This window comes from Tsukamurella sp. TY48 (genome assembly GCF_019656655.1).
Lineage (GTDB): Bacteria > Actinomycetota > Actinomycetes > Mycobacteriales > Mycobacteriaceae > Tsukamurella > Tsukamurella strandjordii.
On record NZ_BPMV01000001.1, the window covers coordinates 53423 to 75483 of the forward strand.

Here is a 22061-nt window from a genome sequence, read left to right on the forward strand (position 1 = left end):
TAAATCACCCCTGCGCAGCGCCGGGCACTCCCGAGATCTCGTCGACCACGTGCGCCGTCGTGCCGCGGCGCACCTCCTCCCCGGTGGGGATGTCGATCGCCACGATGGACCTGGTGGCGGGCTCGGTGACGTAGGCGGTGGAACCGAGCACGAAGACGGCGGGGCGGGGCTGCTGCCAGTCGGCGTCCTCGGTCCAGGGGGCGGTCACCTTCACCTCGCGGCTCACGGCGCCGGTCTCGGGATCGAGGATGCGGAGCACGCCGTCGGTGCCGAGTACGAGTGCCTCACCGAATTGACCGCGGGCCAGCGACCGGAAGCTGTAGGAGGCCGGTAGGTCCACCAGGCGCAGCGAGCCGGTGGCGGTGTCCAGCAGGCTCACCCGGGTGGGGCGCTCCGGCTTCGCGTCCTTGTCCACCTTGTAGTCGCCGAGCACCACCCGGTGCGCCTCCGTGGCGGCGACGTTGCCGATCCGCGCGTATCCCGGAGTGGGTGAAGCGATCTTGGTGATCGCGGTGTCGCGGACCGCGAGGATGCCGTCCTGGCACCCGAAGACGACCACGCCATCCGCGGCGGCACCTTCGCCGTGCACCCCCGGGCACTGGTCGTTCTGCGCGATCACGGTGCGCGCCTTGTCGAGTACGGCGACGCCGGTGCGGGTCTTCTCGTCGCCGACGGTCACCAGTAGCGATCCGTCGGCCCGTTCCACTGCGACGCCGTGGTGCGGCTTCGGCGCGGTGTAGGTGGCGCGGGGCGCGGCGGGGTCGCCCACCTGCGCCGAGGGGATCGAGGTGGCGGTTCCCGCACCGTCGGAGAAGAGCACCGTGCGGCCGTCGTGGCGCACCACGTGGCCGGGCTCCGGGGCGTCGATGCGGATATCGGTCCGACGGGGCGCGGCGGAGTAGAAGTGCTGGTGGTCGCCGTGCGGGACGGACCAGGAACCGAGGTCGAGGAGGGTGAAACCCTGCTTCTCCGAGAGGAAGACGTGCCGGCCGTCGCCCGCGGGGTTCACCCGCAGGTAGCCGTCACCGCGGATGTCGCCGAGGGTCTCGAAGCTGGCGGCGTCGAGCACTTGGACACCCCCGTCGTAGGTGTACGCGAGGCGCGCGGCGGGGCGACGCTCCTCCGTGGCTCCGGACGGGGCATCGGCATCGGAGGAGGCCGACGGTGCGGCCGAGGGGGTTTCGCCCGAGGAGCAGGCCGCGAGCAGCGCGGTGGTGAGCACGATCGGGGCCAGGAGTGTGCGGTTCATGGCGGCAATGGTCACGACTGATGAAAATGATTGTCAAATAGCGGTGCGGCGATGTACGCATGGAACGAAGACCGCTCTGGAACAATCGCTGCATGCCGCTCGTCGCCGGGATCGACTCCTCCACCCAATCGTGCAAGGTCGTGGTCTGCGACGCCGAGTCCGGGGAGGAGCTCCGCCGGGGCAGTGCACCGCACCCGGATGGAACCGAGGTGGCGCCCGGGGCGTGGTGGGACGCCTTCCTCGTCGCGGCGCGCGCGGCGGGCGGGCTCGACGATGTCGCCGCGGTCTCGGTGGGGGCGCAACAACACGGCATGGTGTGCCTCGCCGGCGACGGCGCGGTGGTGCGGGATGCCCTGCTGTGGAACGACACCCGCTCGGCCGGGGCCGCGGCTGAGCTGATCGCCGATCTCGGCGGCGCGGATCGGTGGGCCGACGCGGTGGGCGTGGTGCCGGTGGCCGCGATCACCGCGGCGAAGCTGCGCTGGCTCGCCGATGCGGAGCCCGCACATGCGGACGCCACGGATGCGGTGTGCCTACCGCACGACTGGATGACGCATCGGCTCTCCGGCGACGCGAAGGCCCTGGTGACCGACCGCTCCGACGCCTCGGGAACGGGCTACTTCAGCGCCGCCACGGGCGAATACCGCACGGACCTCCTCGAACTCGCGTTCCGGGGCCGCCGCCCCCGGCTCCCTCGGGTGCTGGAACCGGCGGAGTCGATCACGGCGGGCACCGGGGGTCCGCTCCGCGCGGGCACACTGCTCGGCGCGGGCGCGGGTGATAACGCGGGCGCCGCCCTCGGACTGGATGCCCGCCCGGGCGACTGCATCGTCTCGCTGGGGACATCCGGGGTGGTGAGTGCGGTGACGAGCTCCGCGCCGCGCGATCCTTCCGGGATCGTGGCGGGGTTCGCCGACGCCACGGGGCATCAGCTGCCGCTGGTGTGCACGCTCAACGGCGCGCCGGTGCTCGCCGCCACGGCGCGCATGCTCGACGTGGATTTCGACGATTTCGCCCGGCTCGCGCTCGCGGCGCCGCCCGGTGCGGAGGGTCTGGTCACGATCCCGTTCTTCGCGGGTGAGCGCTCCCCCAACCTGCCGAACGCCACCGGCGCCTTCCACGGTGTCACCGCGCGGAACCTCACGCCGCAGAACATGGCCCGCGCGGCGGTCGAGGGACTGCTCTGCTCGCTGGTCTACTGCCTGGATGCGATCTCCGCCCAGGGCACGCGGATCGAGCGCATCGTGGTGGTGGGCGGCGGCGGCAAATCGCCCGCGGTCCGCGCGATCGCGCCCGCGGTCTTCGGCCGCGATGTGGATTTCCTCGCCGATGGTGAGTACGTGGCCCGCGGCGCCGCTCGCCAGGCGGCATGGACCCTCACCCCCGGTGATCGACCACCGGCGTGGGCTCGGCCCGCCGCGCGGACGAGCGCGGCTGCGCCCACACCGGAGGTCTACGAGCGGTACCGGCAGGCCGTGGGGATGGTGCTGGACCGGCCCTGAGGCCTAGCGCGCCACCAGGTCCCGGAGCGCGGCCCGGGTGCCGTGTTCGCGGATGGCGTCGAGCGCGGCGACATAGGGCTCGGTGAATCCGGGGCGGTCCGCGAGATCACCGAACAGCTCGGTGTTCTCGACGAAGGCGAGCGGTTCGGTGCGGGAACGGACGGCCCGCTCGGCGAGTCCGCCCGCCAACCGATCGGAGATGTCGAGCGGCGCACCGTCGTCGGAGCGACCCTCGCTGCACCGCGTCCACGCGGCGACGACGGCTGCGGCGAGCGGCGCCTGCGCACCGGCGTCGAGCCGGGCGGCGATCACCGGCACCAGCCACTTGGGGATCCGGTCGGAGGCGTCCTGGCAGAGCCGGGCGACCGTATCCGCGATGGCCGGATTGGAGAAACGGTCCAGCAGCGTGTCGATGTACTCGTCGAGGTCGATCCCGGGGACCTCGCGCAGAGTGGGCCGCCCCTCCTCCTGCATGTAGCGCCGGAGCAGTTCACGGATGTCGGGGTCGACGGCGGCGTCGTGCACGTACTCGTAGCCGAGCAGGCGCGCGAAGTGCCCGAGCGCCTGATGCCCGGCGTTGAGCAGGCGCAGCTTCATCAGCTCGTAGGGCGCGACATCGTCCACCACCTGCACGCCGACGCGCTCGAGTGCGGGCCGGCCACTGGCGAAGGAGTCCTCCAGCACCCACTGGGTGAAGGGTTCGGCCACCACCGGCCACCGGTCGTCCACCCCGGACCGCTGCGCCACCTCGGCGCGCAAGTCCGGCGGGGTGGCGGGGGTGATCCGGTCGACCATGGAGTTCGGAAAGGCCACCTCGGCGTCCATCCACTGTGCCAGTTCGGGATCGGCGAGCCTGGCGAAGGCGAGGAAGGTGCGGCGGGCCACGTGCCCGTTGCCCTCGATGTTGTCGCACGACATCACGGTGAACGCCGGGAGCTGGCGGTCGCGGCGGCGGCGCAGCGCCTCGGCCACGTAGCCGAAGACGGTGCGCGGCACGGCTCCCGGCGCTAGATCAGCGGCCACGTCGGGGTTCTCGGCGTCGAACTCGCCGGTGGACGCGGAGAAGTTGTAGCCGCCCTCGGTCACCGTGAGCGAGACGATGCGCACGTGCGGCGATGCGAGGGTCTCGATCACGGCCTCGGGATCGTCCGGCGCATAGAGGTAGTGGACGATCGAGCCGATCACGGAGGTCTCGACGGTGCCGTCAGGGTGCTTGAGCGTCAGTGTGTAGAGCCCGTCCTGTGGGGCGAGGGCGTCGCGCATCGCCGCGTCGGCGGGACGCAGGCCCACGCCGCAGATGCCCCAGGCGGCGGCATCGGGGTCGAGTGCGAGCAGCCGGTCCAGGTACATCGCCTGGTGTGCGCGATGGAATCCGCCGACGCCGAAGTGCACGATTCCGGTGCGGATGTCGCCGCGGTGATACGCGGGTACTGCCGCCCCCGCGATCTCGGGCAGCGTCGTGTCGTTCAGTGCGATCCCGCTCATGCGGTGGCCTCCCTGGGCAGGTCGGTGGCGGTGCGGCCGGGGTACACGACGGCCTTGATGGTGCCGGGGGTGCGGTCGGCGTTGAGCGCTGCCTCGGCCTCGTCGAGCGGAAAGCGCGCGGTGACCATCGCATCGAGGTCGACGGCTCCGCCCGCGGCCAGTGCAATGGCCGTGGGCCAGGTGTTCGCGTAGCGGAAGACGCCGGTGAGGATCAGCTCGCGAGCCTGGATCAGGGACACGGGCAGTTCCAACCGGTCGGCGCCCATGCCCACCAGCACGATCCGGCCGCCCGGCCGGACGGCGGGGATTCCTGCGTCGATGGCGGCGGGCGCGCCGGAGGCATCGATGAAGGCGTCGAAGCCCGTCCCCGCATCGTCGCCGGGGGTGAGGGCGGTGGTCGCGCCGAACGAGGTCGCCGCGCCGCGCCGCGCCGGATCGGGGTCGCTCACCACGATCCGGGCCGCGCCCGACGCCCGGGCGACCTGGGCGCACAGCAGGCCGATGGGGCCGGCGCCGGCGATGAGCACGCTGCCGCCGAGCCCGACTCCGGCCTTGCGCAGCGAGGCGATTGCGACCGACAGCGGTTCGAACAGCGCCGCTGCCTCGTCGGAGATCGTGTCCGGGACCGCGTGCGCGAAAGCCGATCCGATGGTGACGTACTCGGCCAGCGCACCGTCGATCGGCGGCGTGGCGTAGAACCGCATGCCGGGGCAGAGGTTGTATTCGCCGCGCAGCGTCTCCGGGCTGAAGGCCTCGGGCCGCTGCGGCTCGATAGACACGCGCTCGCCGATGCGCGCGGCGGACACGCCCTCGCCCACGGCCACGATCCGGCCGGACGCCTCGTGCCCCAGCACGATCGGCGCGGTCACCTCGAACTCCCCGATGCGACCGTGGCGCAGGTAGTGCGTGTCGGAACCGCACACGCCCACCGCCGCGACGGCGATCAGCACGTCGCCGGGATCCGGGATGGGAACGGCCCTGGTCTCGACGGTCATCCGCCCGCCGGGATGGAGCACGCTGGCGCGCATTTCGCTCGAAAGTGTTGCCTGGGTCACAGCGCCGATGTTAGCGTAGTGAGCATATTCACCGCTAGTGAGCATTTGCTCACGCGAGATGGAGGGTCCGTGACCACACCGCGCACTCCCGGCGAGCCGGGCCACGACCTGCGCCTCCTCGTCCGCGCCGCCACGATGTACCACCTGGAGGGCCTGACCCAGGCGCAGATCGCGGAGCGCCTCGGTGTCTCCCGCCCCACCGCGGGCCGGCTCGTGGCGCGCGCCCGGGCCCAGGGTCTCGTCACCGTGACCGTGGCCGCCCCCGCACACCTCGCGGCGTCGATCCATCCCGATCTGGAGCGCGAGCTCGAGGCTGCGTTCGGTCTCACCGAGGCATTGCTCATCGCCGAGGACGCCGACGGCACACCGTCGGGCGACGCCGCCCTCGGCCGTGCGGGCGCCTCCCTGCTGAGCCGCCGCCTGCAACCGGCCGACACCTTCGGATTCACCTGGGGCCCCGAGCAGGTGGCCGTGGCGGATGCCCTCGGCGGCGGCTCCTCCTGCGCCCGCGTCGTGCAGATGGACGGGTCGATGACCTCGGTCGAGTACCACACCGGTGTCGACCACGCGCTCGGCCGATTCTCCGAACGGCTCGGCGCGCGACCACTGCGACTCGTGGCGCCCCTGTTCGCCGACCCGGGCACCGTCCGCGCCCTGCACCGGGATTCGATCGTCTCGCAGGCGCTCGAAGCGGCGCGGACCGCCGAGGTGATGCTCTTCGGCGTCGGCTCCGTCTCCACCTCCACCACCCTGTTCGAGGGCGCCTACATCGACACCGAGGTCCTCGGCGAGCTGCGCGATCTCGGCACCGTGGGCGAGATCGGTGGCCGCTTCTACGACGCCGCCGGCGCGCCGGTCGCATCGAGCCTGGTGGACCGCACGGTATCCGTTCCCCTGGAGGACATCCGGGCCTGCTCGACCTCGATCCTCATCTCCGGCGGCGACCATCGCCGCGAATCCATCCTGGGAGCCCTGCGCGGGGGTTTCGCGACCTCGGTCGTCACCGACCGTCCCACCGCGCAGTGGCTGCTCGACCGACAGAAGGGATGATCGTGCCCCGCACCCCCACCGGACGGCGCGCCACCGCCGCAACCGGGTTGATCGCCACCGCGGCACTCCTCGCGGGTTGCTCCGGCGCCGGCGTCTTCACCGACGGCGGAAGTTCCGCCGTCACCGTCGCCATGGTGTCGAACTCGCAGATGACCGACGCCGTCGGGCTGGCCCCCGAGTTCGAACGCGCCAACCCCGGCGTCAAGCTCAAGTTCATCACCCTCTCGGAGAACGAGGCCCGCGCCAAGATCACCGCCTCCGTCTCCACCGGCGGCGGCGAGTTCGACGTGGTGATGATCAGCAACTACGAGACTCGGATGTGGGCGCAGAACGGCTGGCTCACGAACCTGTCGGCGAAGATGGACCGCGACCCGTCGTACGAACCCGGCGATTTCATCCCCACACTGCGCGAGGCCCTGTCGTACCAGGGGAACATGTACTCGGTGCCGTTCTACGGCGAGTCCTCCTTTCTCATGTACAACAAGCAGATGTTCGCCGCGGCGGGCATCACCCTGCCACCGGAGCCCACCTGGCCCGAGGTCGCCGCGGCAGCACGCGCGCTGCACTCGAAGAACGTCGCCGGCATCTGCCTGCGCGGTAAGCCCGGCTGGGGCGAGGTGCTCGCCCCGCTCAATACGGTGATCAACGCGTTCGGCGGCCGCTGGTTCGACGAGCAGTGGAACCCCCAGTTCGACTCCCCCGAAGTCCGCGAGGCCGTGAAGTTCTACGTGGACACGGTGCGGAACTACGGCGAGGCCGGCGCCGCATCGACGGGCTTCCAGGAGTGCGGAAACCTTCTGGCGCAGGGACAGGCGGCGATGTGGTACGACTCCACCGCCGCGGTCTCGTCGCTGGAGAGCCCCGACACCTCGAAGATCGCCGGCAACGTGGGCTACCTGCCGGCGCCGAAGATGGCCAAGTCCGGCAACGGCTGGTTGTACACCTGGTCGCTCGGCATCCCGGCGAGCAGCAAGCGAGCCGACGATGCGTGGAAGTTCGTCTCCTGGATGACCTCCAAGCAGTACATCGCCGGCGTCGCCGACAAGCTCGGGCCCAGCCGCGTGCCACCGGGCAGCCGACTGTCGACCTACGAGCTCCCGGCGTACAAGGAGCTGTCCGCGACCTTCGCGAAGCAGACCCTCGATTCGATGCTCGCAGCGGATCAGTCCCGGCCCACGGTGAAGCCGGTGCCGTACACCGGCATCCAGTTCCTCGCGATCCCCGAGTTCCAGGATCTGGGCACCCGCGTCAGCCAGCAGATCAGCGCCGCCATCGCGGGCCAGATCTCCGTGGACGACGCCCTCACGCAGGCACAGAAGTACGCCGAGGTGGTCGGCAAGAGCTACCGGACGGGAGACGGACGATGACCACGACCGCGACGGACACGCGGCCCGCCGAGCCCCTGCGCTCCAAGCGGGACCGGATCAGCCGCGCCGAGGCCTGGCGTCGACGCGGCCCCCTGCTCCCCGCCCTGATCTTCATGGTGGTGGTCACGCAGATCCCGTTCGTGGTGACGCTCTACTACTCGACCCAGTCCTGGAACCTGGTGCGCCCCGGTTCCCGGAAGTTCAACGGACTCAACAACTACGTCGAGGTGTTCCGGGACGGACAGTTCTGGACCGTCACCCTGAACACGATCCTGCTGATCGTGGGCACCGTCGTCCTGTCCGTGGTCCTGGGACTGGTGCTCGCACTCCTGCTGGACCGGAAGTTCTTGGGCCGCGGTGTGGTTCGCACGCTGCTCATCACACCGTTCCTGGTGACCCCGGTGGCGGCGGCCCTGCTGTGGAAAACCAGCCTGCTCTCCCCCACCAACGGACTGCTCGCCTGGGCCCTCGGGCCGCTGGGCATCCAAGTGGACTGGCTCAGCGAGTTCCCGCTGATGTCGGTGATCGCCGAACTGGTCTGGCAGTGGACGCCGTTCATGATGCTGCTGATCCTGGCCGGCCTGCAGTCGATGCCGCGGGACGTGCAGGAGGCGGCGCGGGTGGACGGCGCCACCAACATCCGGCTGTTCCGCGAGCTGACCCTGCCGCACCTGCGGCGGTTCATCGAGCTGGGCGCCGTCCTGGGCGCGATCTACCTGGTGAACACCTTCGACGCGGTCTACATGATGACCTCCGGAGGACCGGGCGTGGCCAGCTCCAACCTGCCCTACTACATCTATCAGCGGGCCTTCCTGGGATTCGACATCGGGCAGGCCGCAGCGATGGGCGTGGTCACCGTGATCGGCACGATCGTGGTCTCCACCCTCGCGATCCGCTTGATCTTCAAGAGCTTCAGCGCCGGAGAGGAAGCCGCCTGATGTCCACCACCGCCGACACCACCGTTCTGCCCCGCCGGCGCCGCGATCCCAAGGGCGGTGCGCTCACAGCGCTCACCTGGATCATCGCGGTGGGCTTCTTCTTCCCGGTGCTGTGGATGGTGCTCACCGCGTTCAAACAGGAGAGCGATGCCGCCACCCGGCCGCCCACCGTCTTCTTCGTACCCACCCTGGACCAGTTCAAGGCCGTCTTCGACTCGGGAATCGGCATCCCACTGCTCAATTCGGTGTTCGCCACGGTGATCTCGACGCTGCTCGTCCTGCTGCTCGGCATTCCCGCGGCGTTCGCCCTGTCGCTGCGCCCGGTGCGCAAGACCCAGGACGCGCTGTTCTTCTTCATCAGCACCAAGATGCTGCCGATCGTGGCCGCGATCATCCCGCTGTACGTGATCGTGGGCCGGATCGGCATGCTGGACAACATCTGGACGCTGGTCATCCTGTACACGGCGATGAACCTGCCGATCGCCGTGTGGATGATGCGCTCCTTCTTCCTCGAGGTCCCGAGCGAACTGCTCGAGGCCGCGAGCATGGACGGTGCCAGCCTGTGGACCTCGGTGCGGGAGGTGATCCTGCCGATCGTCTCCCCGGGCATCGCCGCCACGGCCCTGATCTGCGTGATCTTCTCGTGGAACGAATTCTTCTTCGCGGTGAACCTCACCGCGGTCAACGCCCAGACGATGCCGGTGGCGCTCACCGGTTTCATGTCCGGGCAGGGCCTGTTCTGGGCCAAGCTCTCGGCGGCCTCCGTGCTCGCCGCCCTCCCCGTCGTGATCTGCGGATGGATCGCCCAGAACAAGCTGGTGCGCGGCCTGTCCTTCGGTGCGATCAAGTAGAAGAACTAGGAGTTATCGATGGCTTCCATCAGCTACGACAAGGCCTGCTGCGTATACCCCGGCGCCGAGACCCTCGCCGTGGACTCGCTCGACCTCGACATCGCCGACGGCGAGTTCGTGGTGCTCGTCGGCCCGTCGGGATCCGGCAAGTCCACCGCGCTGCGCATGCTGGCCGGCCTGGAGGAGATCGACTCCGGCAGCATCTCGATCGGCGGCGCGAACATGGTGGGGGTGGCGCCGAAGGATCGGGACATCGCGATGGTCTTCCAGAACTACGCGCTGTACCCGAACAAAACGGTCGGCGAGAACATGGGTTTCGCGCTGAAGATGCGGGGCGTGCCCGTCGACGAGCGCAAGCGGAAGGTGGCCGAGGCGGCCAAGCTCCTCGACCTCACGGAGTACCTCGATCGCAAGCCCGCGCGGTTGTCGGGTGGCCAGCGCCAGCGCGTGGCGATGGGCCGCGCGATCGTCCGGGAGCCGCAGGTCTTCTGCATGGATGAGCCGCTGAGCAACCTCGATGCCAAGCTGCGCGTGCAGACCCGCACCCAGATCGCCGAGCTGCAGCGCCGCCTGGGCACCACCACCGTGTACGTCACCCACGACCAGGTCGAGGCGATGACGATGGGCGATCGGGTGGCGGTCCTCAAATTCGGCAAGCTGCAGCAGTTCGCCTCCCCCGCCGAGCTCTACGATCGGCCCACCAACGCCTTCGTCGCCGGTTTCATCGGATCCCCTGCGATGAACCTGTTCACCGCGCCCGTGCGCGAGGGCGCGATCACGGTGGCCGGCGGCACCGTCGACCTCGATGCGCAGGCGCAGTCTGCACTGCGCGCCGCGGGACTCGACCGGGTCACGGTGGGGATCCGGCCCGAGAGCCTGGCGCTCAGCGGTCCCGATACCGGCGTCGCCGGGCGCGTGGCGATCCTCGAGGACCTGGGCAGCGATACCTACCTCTACGCCCGGGTCGAGGACCCCGATGTCACCTCCGTCGACGGCTCACCCGTCACCCTGGTGGCGCGGTGTCCGCGGCGGACCGTCGCGCGGATCGGCGACGGCGTGCGCCTGGTGCAGCACGACGATGCCGTGCACCTGTTCCACCCGGACACCGGCGAGCGCCTCAACTAGGCCCGAAACGGGGAACGCCCCGCATCCAGTGGATGCGGGGCGTTCCTCGTCTGCTGCGTATCAGGCGTTGCCCGACAGCTTCTCGCGGAGAGCGGCGAGCTGAGCATCGCTCGCCAGCGAACCACCGGCGCTGGGCGCAGCCTCGGCGCGATCGTCCGAGGACGACTCGCTCGAGTAGTTCGCACCACCGGCGGCGGGGCCACCCGCGGCGGCCTCGGCGGCCTCGTCGGCGGCGAACTTCTCCATCTGCGCGGTGTGCATCTTGTGGCGACGCTCCGCCTCGGCGTAGCGACCCTCCCACTCCTCGCGCTGCTTGTCGAAGCCCTCGAGCCACTCGTTGGTCTCGGGATCGAAGCCCTCGGGGAAGATGTACTCGCCGTTCTCGTCGTAGCTGTCGGCCATGCCGTACTTCGACGGGTCGAACTCCTCGGTGTAGTCCTCGTTGGCCTGCTTGAGGCTCAGCGAGATACGACGACGCTCGAGGTCGATGTCGATGACCTTGACCATCGCATCGTCGCCGACCGAGACGACCTGGTCCGGGACCTCGACGTGGCGCTCGGCCAGCTCCGAGATGTGGACGAGGCCCTCGATGCCCTCCTCGACGCGCACGAACGCGCCGAACGGGACGAGCTTGGTGACCTTGCCGGGCACGATCTGGCCGATGGCGTGGGTCCGGGCGAACTGACGCCACGGATCCTCCTGGGTCGCCTTGAGCGACAGCGAGACGCGCTCGCGGTCCAGGTCGACGTCGAGGACCTCGACGGTGACCTCGTCGCCCACGGTGACCACCTCGGAGGGGTGATCGATGTGCTTCCAGGACAGCTCGGAGACGTGCACCAGGCCGTCGACGCCGCCCAGGTCCACGAAGGCACCGAAGTTGACGATGGAGGACACGACGCCCTTGCGGACCTGGCCCTTCTGCAGCTGGTGCAGGAACTCGCTGCGGACCTCGGACTGGGTCTGCTCGAGCCACGCACGGCGCGACAGGACCACGTTGTTGCGGTTCTTGTCGAGCTCGATGATCTTGGCCTCGATCTCCTTGCCGATGTACGGCTGGAGGTCGCGCACGCGGCGCATCTCGACCAGGGAGGCCGGGAGGAAGCCGCGGAGGCCGATGTCCAGGATCAGACCACCCTTGACCACCTCGATGACGGTGCCCTTGACGGCCTCGTCCTTCTCCTTGAGCTCCTCGATCGTGCCCCAGGCGCGCTCGTACTGCGCACGCTTCTTGGACAGGATCAGGCGGCCTTCCTTGTCCTCCTTGGTGAGGACGAGGGCCTCGACCGCGTCGCCGACGTTGACGACCTCGGAGGGGTCGACATCGTGCTTGATGCTGAGCTCGCGGGAGGGGATGACGCCTTCGGTCTTGTAACCGATGTCGAGGAGGACCTCGTCACGATCGACCTTGACGATGGTGCCCTCGACGATGTCGCCATCGTTGAAGTACTTGATCGTCGCGTCGATTGCGGCGAGGAAGTCCTCCGCGGTGCCGATGTCGTTGACGGCGACCTGCGGGGACGTAACAGTGGAGGTGGGCATTGGGTAAGTTGCTCCGGACAGGGTGCTCGTAGTTGGTTCGAAATCGCGCGTACATGGGCACGCGCGTGCTATACCCTACGCCACCCGGTGCTAGCTGGGCAAACCGCCCTCGCGAGAGAGGCTCACACCGGTGCACTACCGCCCCAAACCGGACATGCGGCACGACAGCGCCGGCTCCGAGGCCGCGAACCGGTCGTGGTGGGATTCCGACGCCGACGCGTACCACGCCGAACACGCCGCCTTCCTGGGCGTGGACACCGCCGAGGGCGATTTCGTGTGGTGCCCCGAGGGCCTGCGCGAATCCGATGTCCGACTGTTGGGCGAGGTGGCGGGCACCGTCGCCCTGGAGATCGGATGCGGCAGCGCCCCGTGCTCCCGCTGGCTCGCCGCGCAGGGCGCCTCGGTGATCGGTCTCGACATCTCGGCGGGCATGCTGCGCCGCGGGCTCCCCCACGTCCGCGGCGGCAATCCCCTGCTGGTGCAGGCGGGCGCCGAGCACCTCCCGGTGGCCGACGGGACCGTCGACCTCGTCTGCTCCGCCTTCGGCGGCATCCCGTTCGTGGCCGATTCCGCGGGAGTCATGGCCGAGGCGGCGCGGGTGCTGCGGCCGGGAGGCCGGTTCGTCTTCTCCGTCAATCATCCGATGCGATGGATGTTCCTCGACGACCCCGGGCCCGACGGCCTGGTGGCCACCCTCTCCTATTTCGACCGGTCGCCCTACGTGGAGACCGACGAGGCCGGCACCCCGACCTATGTCGAGCACCACCGGACGATGGGCGACCGGATCCGCGAGATCGTCGGGGCGGGCCTGCGCCTGATCGACGTGATCGAGCCCGAATGGCCCGAGGGCTTCACCCAGCAGTGGGGCCAGTGGAGCCCCCTGCGCGGCGCGATCTTCCCCGGCACCGCCGTCTTCGTCTGCGACCTCCCCGCCTGAATCCCGACTTAACAGCGTTAGCCCACACCGTGTCCTGGGTAAACACCTGCACCCAGTGCAAGCACACGCGGGAATGTCCGGATTCCAGGGAACTCACAGCGGATCGTGCGCCTGCGTTCACCACCGCCGGGTCTACTCGTTCCAGAGGGATCCGACGGTGATCTCGCTGAGGAGAACCAACGCATGAATCGCACCACCCATCGCATCCGCCGCGCAGCCACCGCGACCGCCGTCGTGGCCGCCGGCGCCGCCCTGCTCGTCCCCGCCACCGCGAGCGCCGCCCCTGTCTCACCGACGGCGCCGGTGCCCGGCACCCAGTGCAACGTCGGTCAGGTCGAACGCGCCACCGCGAAGGTGGCGCCCGAGTTCTGGCAGCACATCAGCGGCAACCCCAAGGCGAAGGAGCGTTTCGAGCAGACACTCGTGCAGACGCCCGAGCAGCGCACGGCGGCGCGCGAGGCCGCAAAGAAGGACCGGCAGGCCAAGATCGACGAGTGGAAGAAGGCCAATCCGGGGAAGACGCCGCCACAGCACGGGGCCGGAAAGCCCGGCGGAAAGCACGACGGAACGCCCCGTACCAAGCCCTCCAAGGAACAGGTCGAGCAGAAGATCGCGCAGGTCAAGGCCACCTGCGCCACCAGCTGATACGCGGGTACAGGTTGGACGGTGCCGGGTTGTCCATCCCGGCACCGTCCTTTTCTCGTTCACTTCGAGCCGGTATCGTCGCCCGAGCGGTCGCCGCCACCTCACCGCAGACGAGGCGGCCGCAGAGAAGGAGACAGACATGATTCGGACGCGCATCGTCGCCGGTACCGCGGTGCTCGCGGCCGGCCTGGCCCTCGCCCCCGCCGTCGCCTCCGCCGCACCGAACGACAAGGTGCCGGGTACCAAGTGCACCGTCGCGCAGGTCGAGCGCGCGACGCAGATGATCGCCCCCGAGGCGATCGCCGTGATGAACGGCACCCCCGGCGGCCGCGAGAAGGCGAACAAGATCCTCGTGGCCAAGCCCGAGGAGCGGCAGAAGCTGATCGAGCAGCTCGCCGAGGAGAACCCCGCGGGCGCCGCCTACTACAAGGCGAACCGCGCCGATATCGACGCGAAGATCTCCAAGGTCATCGCGACCTGCCAGAACTACTGAGCCCCTCCACGGACCCGAAAGGCCCCACCCGCATGACCTTCCGTCGTTTCGCCGCCACCGCCGCCGTCCTCGGCGCCGTGTCGCTGGCCGGTGCCCCGTTCGCTGCCGCAGCGCCCGGCCCCGCTCCCAAGCCGGCCGACCCGAACCTGGCGCGTGCCGTGCCCGGCACCTCGTGCACCGTGGGGCAGCTGCGCACCGCGATCGATCGCTCCTCGCCGGGTCTCTCGGCCAAGCTGGACCAGGTGGCCGGTGGCTCCAAGCAGTTCGCCGACATCGCGACCTCCGATCCGAACACCCGGCAGATCCGGCTCGCCACCCTGGCGTTCACCGGCTCTTCCGCGGGATTCGGCATCTTCTCCGAGCAGCAGAACATTCAGCGCGCGCTCGGCGATGCGTACCGCACCTGCGCGTCCGTGAAGCCCGCTGCGGCCCCCGCGAAGGCGAAGTAACGACCGACGCTCAACGACGGCGCCGCACCCCGATGTGGGGGCGGCGCCGTCGTCGTTCACGCAGCTTCCGAGGGCACCCCGAATCGTCGACGACCGTCCACCCGGCGTTCCCCTGGACGCCACCACCGGAGTGGACCCTGATGCCCATGAAACTCGTTAGCCGCCGAAGCATTCTGGCCGCCGTCGCCGCCACCGCGATCGCCGCGCTCGCACCCGCCGTCGCCCAGGCCGATGCGAACGCCGTTCCCAACTACGAGGTCAAGCTCAACCTGAACGCCTCGGCGCTGGACGGTGGCGCACCCTCGGCGGCCGTGAAGTCGACCTTCGGCATCACGTCCGCGCCGAAGGGGCTGTCGTACGAGTACTTCGACACCGAGACCAAGAAGCTCTCCGGGGAGGGCTGGTCGGTGCGGCTGCGCCACGAGGCGGGCCAGAGCCTGGACCTGAACTACAAGAAGCGCTTCCCCGTGACCAATGGCGACGTGGATGCGGCGCTGACCACGGCGAATCAGGCGGGATTCGACTCCTCGGACACGAACTACGACGCCCAGGTCGACTGGACCTACGGTAAGCAGACGCTGAGCTTCGCCACCAAGAAGACCGCATCGGCGAGCGGGCTCTCGGGCACCGCGCTGCCGGACGCCTCGACGGCGCGCGATCTGGTCGTGGCGCAGATCCCCGGCAAGCTCGAGAACTGGACGTCGAAGAACTGGGGCAAGGACGCCCTTCAGGCCTCTCGCGTGCACGGCCCCGTCACCTCGCAGGAGTGGAAGGGCGCGTGGCAGGGCGTCAAGCCCGCGATCGAGGTGCTCCCCATGCCGGGCCAGACAGTGGTCGAGTTCAGCTTCAAGTCCGATACCCGGGCGGGCGCGCAGTCGCTGCGCCAGAAGGCGATCGACACGCTCAGCGCGAAGGGCTGGCTGCTGCCCGGCGATGTGCTCAAGACCGAGCTGATCCTGAGCACCTACTAGGCGGAGCCGCTATTCGCCGATCGCGACCAGGAGTGCGCTCTCGATCGCCGCGGCGGCATCCCGGTTGTCCTGTTCGGCGGAGCGCGAACCCACCCGACGGTCCGCCTCGGGCAGGAGTAGCACCGGCGGCACGTCCAGGGCGGCCGCGAGGCGGTACAGCGTGGACATGTGCGGATCGGAGAAGCGATCTCCGGAACTGACGTTCCGCTCGATGTTGGAGATCTGATTGCGATGCAGTCCCGCGCGCTCGGCGAGCTTCTCCTGCGATATCCCTCGCGCCTTACGGAGGGTCAGAAGACGGTAGGCAAGGGAGTCGCCGTAGGACTCCCACTCGATATCGGGTCCGCTCACGTCACACACCGTGTCCGACGGACGCGGCAATGTCTGCCCTACACGTTATGAACTTGTGCGATCGCAATTCGAACGGCATGTACGAATGCTTATATCAACACGAGTGCAGGTGCAACAGGTGCACCGCCTCCGCCAGGTCGTCCACTGTCTCCCGCGCGCCCGCGACCAGCAGATCAGCGGCGCCGAACTCCCCCGTTGTGACGCCCACGAAGTCGCATCCCGCCGCCCGCGCGGCCGCCGCATCCTCCACGTGATCGCCCAGGTAGGCACGCACATCGTCGTACCGCAGGAGCGCCTGCCCCTTGGCCGCACCGAAGTGGTCGCCCACCACCTCCGTCACGTCCAGGCCGGCATCCGCCACGGCACGCTCCGCGGCCGCCTGCTGCTTCGCTGACACCACCACAGATCGGCCGCCGGCGGCGCGGATCGCGGCGAGCAGCTCGTGCGCGCCGGGAAGAACCGGCACCGGCGTCTCGGTATCGGTGTCGTAGTGGTGCCGGTACCGGCGCATGAACGCCACCGCGTCGATATCGGGCACCACCTTCACCGCGACATCGCCCATCGGCTCCCCCATGTACGGCAGGAGCAGCTCGTCGCCGATCGAGTACCCCAGATCGGAGAACGACCGGCGGGCGGCGCTGAGGATGCGTGCCCGCGAGTCGATGAGCGTGAGGTCGAGATCGAATCCGATGGTGAACACGGCCTCCGACGCTACCCGCCGGGCCCGGGGGCCCGGCGGGGTCCCTCAGCCCCGGAAGAACTCGAGGGCGGGAGCGAGTTCGCGGCCCTGCGCGGCGCCCGCACAAGCCGCCGGTGGGCGGGTCGACGGGTCCATCACGTTGCCGCCGAACGCGGCGCGGGAGGCGTCATCGGGGCCGACGATCTCGACGGTACTGCCGGCGGCACGCAGCTCCTCCACTTGGGCGTGCAGGTTCGCCCGCCAGTGCGGGGGCGTCCGCGCGGCTCCCCCGAACGGCGCGAGCACCAGGACCCGGTCGAATCCCGCGGCGAGGTCTGCGTTCTCGGCATTGGCGCGGTAGCCGCCGTCGATGTAATGACGCGCACCGATGCGGTAGGCGAATCCACTGGAGCAGCTCGCCGCGACGGCGTCCACGAGCGCGACCTCGCCGTGCCGGTCGAAGACCACGGGCTCGCCGGTGACCGCGTCGACGGCCGTCAGGGCGATCGGCCGGTCCGGCCAGTGCGGGGACGGGAGCCGCGCGGCGACGGTGTCTCGCCACCGAGCCCGGACGGAATCGTCCGAGGAGGCCTCCAGGGCAAGGGCGGAAGCGCCCATCCTGCGTCGCATGTCGGCGAGGTCGGTCGCCTCCGCGATGAGCCGGCCCGTTCGGCGCATCTGATCGGCGACGGCGGAGGCGGTGGCTCGCGTCCCGCCCGCGGAGCGCGCGGGTATCGGTGCCGTGAGGATGTCCGCCAGGAGCCGGGGCGGCGGCGCCGCGGCGATCTGTGCGGCCGCCGTGGCACCGGCGGAGGTGCCGATCGTGAGGTCGGCGTCGGTCACGTCGACGCCGGCCTCATGGAGACCGGCGATCACGCCGATGAGCCAGGCATTGCCGGCGGAGCCACCACCGCCGAGCACCAGCGCCCGGCCGCGAGCCGAACGAGAAGAAGTGGGAATCGTGTTCATGGGAACGGCCTTTCAGAGATTCTGATCGGGCGCCCCGGGCGACTAGGACAGTCGCGCGATCGTGCACTGCAGCGGCGCGCCCACTACGGGTACTGCGTTCATGGGACTCACCTCCTGCGGTCGGATCACGATGGAACCGACGCTAGCACCGGTGCCGGCGCCCGCGCATCCCAGTTTCTCGCCGGCCGCGCATGCGTGTCACCAGGGCACCCTGGCGGCCATCGCGAGCAGACGCTCCCGGCGGGTGGGATTGCCCTGCGCCACCCAGGCGATCCGCCCGTAGACATGGGCGCGGAAGTCGTCGTGGCCGTCGTGGTTCTGGCTGTCCGGGCCGAACCGGGCCGCGTTGTGCAGCAGCGCGCGGAGGTCGTCGTAGGCACGCCGCGGTGGTTGGGCACGGGCGTTGACCACGACCCCCGCCAGTTCCTGCCGGGTGCCCGAGCGCATGATCCGGGTCTTGCGCGGGTTCACCGAGAAACCCTCCGAGCGCACGATCTTCGGCACCACGGCGGCGATCACCGACGGATCACGCGCACCGGAGAGGGCGAGGTCGTCGCCGTAGCGGGTGTAGTGAGCGCCCTGCGCGCGGGCCAGGCCCGCGACCCGGCTATCGAGCCGGCGCAGCGCCAGGTTCATCAGGGCGGGCGAGGTGGGTGCACCTTGCGGGAGATGTCGGGCGCGCAGCGTCGCCGCCTGCCAGGCGCCGAGCCCGCGGAGCTCGTCGCCCGCGGTCGCCGTGGTGCACAGCGCGGCGAGGATGCGCGCCACCGGCGCGGGGTATCCCAGCTGCCGGAAGACAGCGCGGACCCTGTTCTCGCCGACCGTGGTGAAGCAGTCCTTCAGATCCAGCCGCACCACCGCCGCCGAGCCCACGTGGGCTTCGGCGTAGTGGAGGACCGAACCGCCGCGCACGAATCCGCGTGCCGCCGGGTGCGGTGCGGCGGGATCGAGGACGTGTCGCAGAATGCGCCGCTGCGCTTCGCGGAGCCGGGGTTTGGGCGCCTCGATCACTCGCACTCCCCCGGCGGTCTTGGGCATCCGGCGAACGCGGTAGTGCCGCAGCGGCGCCGCCGAATGCCGCAGCCAGCGCCCAGTATCGGCGAACCAGTCGAGTTCGGGCACCGTCAGATCGAGCATGGCTGCGAGACCGTCCAGGTCGGCGAGCACCCGGCCGGGGACGGCGCCGCCGGCCTCAGGTTCGAGAGCGGAATCGACCCGGTAGGTCTGCAGGAGGCGCCTGATCACAGCGGGGTGCGGCTTCGTCGGTGCGGCCTCGGTGACGAACAGTGCGACCTCCTCGGCGAGCTCCGCGGGGAGCGCAGCGCCGAGGTCCGCGGCGAGTTCGATCCGGTTCCACTCGGCCGGGTCGATCCGACCGACGAGCAGCGCCGATTGCGCCTGCTGGGCACGCGTCAGAGGCCGGGACAGGTCGACCGACGGCACGTCAGCGCACCACCGGCCGGGGCGAGGATGCGAACGCCGCTCGGGTGACCAGAAACAATCGCCCACAGCGCCGCGAGGGGCGCGAAGCGCCCGGGCCGGCGTGGGACGCGAGGTGTAGCCGTGTGGTGCACCCAGCGGTTACCGCTGGGATGGATCGCGCGGATCCCGCCTCCCCCGAGCGACGTCGCATGCCTTCAGAGTGCCACAGGAATCAGTGCGCGGCGTCGTCCCAGCTCCGGCCGTATCCGACGGACACCTCGAGCGGGACGGACAGCTCGGCGGCGGTGCCCATGGTGCCGCGCACCAACTCTTCGAGCTGTTCCCGCTCACCCGCGGCCACTTCGAGCACGAGTTCGTCGTGCACCTGCAGCAGCATCCGCGACTTCAGGCCCGCACCGCGGATCGCCTTCTCCAGGTTGATCATCGCCACCTTGATGATGTCGGCGGCGCTGCCCTGGATCGGCGCGTTGAGGGCCATCCGCTCGGCCCCCTCGCGGCGCATGCGGTTGGTGGAGGTGAGATCGGGCAGGTACCGGCGACGCCCGTAGATGGTCTCGGTGTACTCGTTGCGGGTGGCCTCGGTGACCACGTCCTGCAGGTAGTCCCGGACGCCGCCGAACCGCGAGAAGTAGGCCTCCATCTGGTCTTTCGCCTCGTCGCGGGAAATCTTCAGCTGCGCTGCCAGGCCGAACGCCGAGAGGCCGTAGGCCAGACCGTAGGACATCGCCTTCACCCGGCGCCGCATGTCCGCGGTCACCTCGTCGATCGGGACACCGAAGGCCTTCGAGCCGACGAAGTTGTGCAGGTCCTCCCCGGTGTTAAAGGCCTCGATCAGTCCCTCGTCGCCGGAGAGGTGCGCCATGATCCGCATTTCGATCTGGCTGTAATCGGCCGTCATCAGCGTCTCGAAGCCCTCGCCCGCGACGAAGGCCTGCCGGATCCGGCGACCGGCCTCGGTGCGCACGGGGATGTTCTGCAGGTTCGGATCGGTCGAGGACAGCCGGCCGGTGGCCGCCACGGTCTGGTTGAACGTGGAGTGGATGCGGCCGTCGGACGCCACCGACTTGAGCAGTCCCTCCACGGTGACCTTGAGCCGCATCGCATCACGGTGTTCGAGCAGGGACTGCAGGAACGGGTGGGGTTCCTTCTCGTACAGGGCCTCCAGCGCCGCGGCGTCGGTGGTGTACCCGGTCTTGGTCTTCTTGGTCTTGGGCAGGCCGAGCTTGTCGAACAGGATCACCTGCAGTTGCTTCGGCGAGCCCAGGTTGATCTGCTCTCCGATCTCCTCGAAGGCGGCGGCCTCCGCGGCGCGGATCCGGTCGCTGAAGTCGCTGTGCAGCGACTCGAGGTGCTCGGTGTCGACGGCGATGCCCGTGGCCTCCATGACGTCGAGCACCCGCAGCAGCGGCAGCTCCATCTCCTCGAGCAGCGGCTTGGACTCGATCTTGTCGAGCTCCTCGTCGAGCGCGGCCGCGAGATCGACCACGGCACGGGCGCGCAGGATCTGCTGCTGCGCCTTCTCGGCCACCGAATCGTCGGGATCGTCGAGCAGGGAGAGCTGCGCGTCGTCGCCTGCGGCCGACTCGACGCGCAGCTCACGGTGCAGGTACCGCACCGAGAGATCGTCGAGGTTGAAACTGCGCTGCCCGGGGCGCACCAGATACGCCGCGATCGCGGTGTCCGAGGTGAGGCCGCCGAGCTTCCAGCCGCGGCTCTCCAGGGCGTGCATGGCCCACTTCGCCTCGTGCACGGCCTTGGGCTGGGACTCGTCGGCGAGCCAGGCGCCGAGGGCCGCCTCGTCGTGCGGGGTGAGCGTTTCGAGCGCGATGTACCCGCCCTCGTCGTCCGGAGCGGCGATCACCACGGCCTCGGCGTCCCCGTCGAAGACCACCTCGGGGCCCACCACGCCCAGCCCGGACCGCTCGCCCGAGGCCGCGTGCTCGGCGAGCCACTCCGCCACCGTGCCGGGCGCGACGATGCCGCCCGAGATCTCGAAGCCCTCGTCCACCTCGGGCTCGGCGGAGGCGAGCTCAGTGAAGATCCGATCGCGCAGTACCCGGAATTCGAGGTCGTCGAACAGCTGGTGGATGGCCTCGCGGTTCCACGGTTGCAGGGCCAGGTCCTGCGGCTCGTAGGGCAGCGCCATGTCTTTGACCATCTCGGTGATCTGCCGGTTCAGCTGCACCGTGGCCAGGTTCTCCCGCAGGGAATCGCCCACCTTGCCCTTCACCTTGTCGACGTTCTCGACGAGGCCATCGAGGCTGCCGTACTCGCGGATCCACTTCGCGGCCGTCTTCTCACCGACGCCGGGGATGCCGGGCAGGTTGTCCGACGGGTCGCCGCGCAGCGCCGCGTAGTCCGGGTACTGCGCCGGCGTGAGGCCGTACTTCGCGTCCACCTCCTCGGGGGTGAAGCGGGTGAGGTCGGAGACGCCCTTGCGCGGGTAGAGAACCGTGACGTGCTCGTTGACCAACTGCAGGGCGTCACGGTCGCCGGTCACGATCAGCACGTCGAAGCCCTGCTCCTGGGCCCGCGTGGTCATGGTGGCGATGATGTCGTCGGCCTCGTAGCCCTCCTGCGCCATGGTGGGGATCCCCATGGCGCCGAGCACGTCTTTGACCACGTCGACCTGGCCGCGGAAATCGTCCGGTGCCGACGAGCGCTGCGCCTTGTACTCGGGGTACATCTCGGCGCGGAAGGTTTGGCGGGAGACGTCGAAGGCGGCGGCCACGTAACCGGGCGCCTCCTCCTTGAGGAGCTTGATCAGCATGGACGTGAAGCCGTACACCGCGTTGGTGGGCTGGCCCGATTTGGTGCGGAACCGGCCGCCGTCCAGCGGGAGGGCGAAGAAGGCCCGGAAGGCCATCGAGTGCCCGTCGATGAGCAGCATCACCGGCCGCTCCCCCACCTCCGACGGAGTCGCGGGGGCGGTCGTCTGGGCCGGGTTCGCTGCAGTCACACCC

The 22061-nt window shown here is 69.8% G+C and carries 20 protein-coding genes; 11 read left to right on the top strand and 9 right to left on the bottom strand.

The annotated features are described in order from the left end of the window. Positions 1-4 precede the first annotated feature (4 nt). Entirely contained in the window at positions 5-1249 is a 1245-nt protein-coding gene (gene aztD / locus TTY48_RS00260; RefSeq protein ID WP_220655602.1) for a zinc metallochaperone AztD, read from the bottom strand. Between the two features lie 92 nt (positions 1250-1341). Here aztD and TTY48_RS00265 point away from each other — a divergent pair, with 92 nt between their 5' ends. Further along, positions 1342-2751: a xylulokinase gene (locus TTY48_RS00265; protein WP_220655603.1), complete on the top strand. Its 1410-nt coding sequence runs from the start codon at positions 1342-1344 to the stop codon at positions 2749-2751. Between the two features lie 3 nt (positions 2752-2754). Here the strand turns inward: TTY48_RS00265 and TTY48_RS00270 are convergent, their stop codons facing one another. Together TTY48_RS00270 and TTY48_RS00275 are read right to left on the bottom strand one after the other, a co-directional pair. Further along, the gene (locus TTY48_RS00270; RefSeq protein WP_220655604.1) at positions 2755-4236 is read right to left on the bottom strand and encodes a mannitol dehydrogenase family protein; all 1482 of its coding nucleotides are present in this window, start codon (positions 4234-4236) and stop codon (positions 2755-2757) included. After that, a complete protein-coding gene (locus tag TTY48_RS00275; RefSeq protein WP_220655605.1) occupies positions 4233-5264 on the bottom strand; it encodes an NAD(P)-dependent alcohol dehydrogenase in 1032 nt (343 codons plus the stop codon). Before TTY48_RS00275 ends, TTY48_RS00270 begins: the two co-directional genes overlap by 4 nt. 96 nt (positions 5265-5360) lie before the next feature. On the opposite strand from TTY48_RS00275, the gene TTY48_RS00280 reads away from it, so the two are divergent. Genes TTY48_RS00280 through TTY48_RS00300 form a run of 5 tightly spaced genes read left to right on the top strand, consistent with a single transcriptional unit; the run spans position 5361 to position 10622 of the window. Continuing rightward, the gene (locus TTY48_RS00280) at positions 5361-6341 is read left to right on the top strand and encodes a sugar-binding transcriptional regulator (protein WP_255585438.1); all 981 of its coding nucleotides are present in this window, start codon (positions 5361-5363) and stop codon (positions 6339-6341) included. Then, on the top strand, positions 6338-7708 hold the full coding sequence (locus TTY48_RS00285) for a sugar ABC transporter substrate-binding protein (protein WP_220655607.1): 1371 nt from the start codon (positions 6338-6340) through the stop codon (positions 7706-7708). Before TTY48_RS00280 ends, TTY48_RS00285 begins: the two co-directional genes overlap by 4 nt. After that, positions 7705-8646, top strand: coding sequence for a carbohydrate ABC transporter permease (locus TTY48_RS00290; RefSeq protein WP_220655608.1), 942 nt, complete (start codon positions 7705-7707; stop codon positions 8644-8646). The genes TTY48_RS00285 and TTY48_RS00290 overlap by 4 nt, the downstream gene beginning before the upstream one ends. Continuing rightward, positions 8646-9497: a carbohydrate ABC transporter permease gene (locus TTY48_RS00295; protein WP_220655609.1), complete on the top strand. Its 852-nt coding sequence runs from the start codon at positions 8646-8648 to the stop codon at positions 9495-9497. Before TTY48_RS00290 ends, TTY48_RS00295 begins: the two co-directional genes overlap by 1 nt. Positions 9498-9515: 18 nt before the next feature. Beyond that, on the top strand, positions 9516-10622 hold the full coding sequence (locus TTY48_RS00300) for an ABC transporter ATP-binding protein (RefSeq protein WP_220655610.1): 1107 nt from the start codon (positions 9516-9518) through the stop codon (positions 10620-10622). A gap of 60 nt (positions 10623-10682) precedes the next feature. Here the strand turns inward: TTY48_RS00300 and rpsA are convergent, their stop codons facing one another. Then, positions 10683-12161 (bottom strand): 30S ribosomal protein S1, encoded by a 1479-nt coding sequence (gene rpsA, locus TTY48_RS00305; RefSeq protein ID WP_220655611.1) that lies wholly within the window; start codon positions 12159-12161, stop codon positions 10683-10685. A 154-nt stretch (positions 12162-12315) separates the two neighbouring features. On the opposite strand from rpsA, the gene TTY48_RS00310 reads away from it, so the two are divergent. The 5 genes from TTY48_RS00310 to TTY48_RS00330 all read left to right on the top strand — a co-directional run bounded on the left by TTY48_RS00310 (position 12316) and on the right by TTY48_RS00330 (position 15656). Further along, positions 12316-13098: a class I SAM-dependent methyltransferase gene (locus TTY48_RS00310; RefSeq protein WP_220658387.1), complete on the top strand. Its 783-nt coding sequence runs from the start codon at positions 12316-12318 to the stop codon at positions 13096-13098. A 183-nt stretch (positions 13099-13281) separates the two neighbouring features. Further along, a complete protein-coding gene (locus TTY48_RS00315; protein WP_220655612.1) occupies positions 13282-13743 on the top strand; it encodes a hypothetical protein in 462 nt (153 codons plus the stop codon). A gap of 139 nt (positions 13744-13882) precedes the next feature. Beyond that, on the top strand, positions 13883-14236 hold the full coding sequence (locus TTY48_RS00320) for a hemophore-related protein (RefSeq protein ID WP_220655613.1): 354 nt from the start codon (positions 13883-13885) through the stop codon (positions 14234-14236). Positions 14237-14268: 32 nt separating this feature from the next. Then, a complete protein-coding gene (locus TTY48_RS00325; RefSeq protein WP_220655614.1) occupies positions 14269-14685 on the top strand; it encodes a hemophore-related protein in 417 nt (138 codons plus the stop codon). A gap of 146 nt (positions 14686-14831) precedes the next feature. Next, on the top strand, positions 14832-15656 hold the full coding sequence (locus TTY48_RS00330) for a hypothetical protein (protein WP_220655615.1): 825 nt from the start codon (positions 14832-14834) through the stop codon (positions 15654-15656). 9 nt (positions 15657-15665) lie between these two features. On the opposite strand, the gene TTY48_RS00335 is transcribed toward TTY48_RS00330, so the two are convergent. From TTY48_RS00335 to polA, 5 genes are all read right to left on the bottom strand, one after another. Next, entirely contained in the window at positions 15666-16007 is a 342-nt protein-coding gene (locus TTY48_RS00335; protein WP_220655616.1) for a helix-turn-helix domain-containing protein, read from the bottom strand. A 94-nt stretch (positions 16008-16101) separates the two neighbouring features. Continuing rightward, entirely contained in the window at positions 16102-16707 is a 606-nt protein-coding gene (locus tag TTY48_RS00340; RefSeq protein WP_220655617.1) for an HAD family hydrolase, read from the bottom strand. A gap of 45 nt (positions 16708-16752) precedes the next feature. After that, positions 16753-17655, bottom strand: a complete 903-nt coding sequence (locus TTY48_RS00345; RefSeq protein ID WP_220655618.1) for a patatin-like phospholipase family protein — start codon at positions 17653-17655, stop codon at positions 16753-16755. Between the two features lie 198 nt (positions 17656-17853). Then, positions 17854-19098, bottom strand: a complete 1245-nt coding sequence (locus TTY48_RS00350; RefSeq protein ID WP_220655619.1) for a reverse transcriptase family protein — start codon at positions 19096-19098, stop codon at positions 17854-17856. A gap of 211 nt (positions 19099-19309) precedes the next feature. Beyond that, positions 19310-22057, bottom strand: coding sequence for a DNA polymerase I (gene polA / locus TTY48_RS00355; protein WP_220655620.1), 2748 nt, complete (start codon positions 22055-22057; stop codon positions 19310-19312). Positions 22058-22061 lie beyond the last annotated feature (4 nt).

What these genes read in the sequence shown, in the direction of transcription:
- aztD (WP_220655602.1), bottom strand. Translation starts at nt 1,249, where the DNA reads ATGAACCGCACACTCCTGGCCCCGATCGTGCTCACCACCGCGCTGCTC.
- TTY48_RS00265 (WP_220655603.1), top strand. Translation starts at nt 1,342, where the DNA reads ATGCCGCTCGTCGCCGGGATCGACTCCTCCACCCAATCGTGCAAGGTC.
- TTY48_RS00270 (WP_220655604.1), bottom strand. Translation starts at nt 4,236, where the DNA reads ATGAGCGGGATCGCACTGAACGACACGACGCTGCCCGAGATCGCGGGG.
- TTY48_RS00275 (WP_220655605.1), bottom strand. Translation starts at nt 5,264, where the DNA reads ATGCGCGCCAGCGTGCTCCATCCCGGCGGGCGGATGACCGTCGAGACC.
- TTY48_RS00285 (WP_220655607.1), top strand. Translation starts at nt 6,338, where the DNA reads ATGATCGTGCCCCGCACCCCCACCGGACGGCGCGCCACCGCCGCAACC.
- TTY48_RS00290 (WP_220655608.1), top strand. Translation starts at nt 7,705, where the DNA reads ATGACCACGACCGCGACGGACACGCGGCCCGCCGAGCCCCTGCGCTCC.
- TTY48_RS00295 (WP_220655609.1), top strand. Translation starts at nt 8,646, where the DNA reads ATGTCCACCACCGCCGACACCACCGTTCTGCCCCGCCGGCGCCGCGAT.
- TTY48_RS00300 (WP_220655610.1), top strand. Translation starts at nt 9,516, where the DNA reads ATGGCTTCCATCAGCTACGACAAGGCCTGCTGCGTATACCCCGGCGCC.
- rpsA (WP_220655611.1), bottom strand. Translation starts at nt 12,161, where the DNA reads ATGCCCACCTCCACTGTTACGTCCCCGCAGGTCGCCGTCAACGACATC.
- TTY48_RS00310 (WP_220658387.1), top strand. Translation starts at nt 12,316, where the DNA reads ATGCGGCACGACAGCGCCGGCTCCGAGGCCGCGAACCGGTCGTGGTGG.
- TTY48_RS00315 (WP_220655612.1), top strand. Translation starts at nt 13,282, where the DNA reads ATGAATCGCACCACCCATCGCATCCGCCGCGCAGCCACCGCGACCGCC.
- TTY48_RS00320 (WP_220655613.1), top strand. Translation starts at nt 13,883, where the DNA reads ATGATTCGGACGCGCATCGTCGCCGGTACCGCGGTGCTCGCGGCCGGC.
- TTY48_RS00325 (WP_220655614.1), top strand. Translation starts at nt 14,269, where the DNA reads ATGACCTTCCGTCGTTTCGCCGCCACCGCCGCCGTCCTCGGCGCCGTG.
- TTY48_RS00330 (WP_220655615.1), top strand. Translation starts at nt 14,832, where the DNA reads ATGAAACTCGTTAGCCGCCGAAGCATTCTGGCCGCCGTCGCCGCCACC.
- TTY48_RS00345 (WP_220655618.1), bottom strand. Translation starts at nt 17,655, where the DNA reads ATGAACACGATTCCCACTTCTTCTCGTTCGGCTCGCGGCCGGGCGCTG.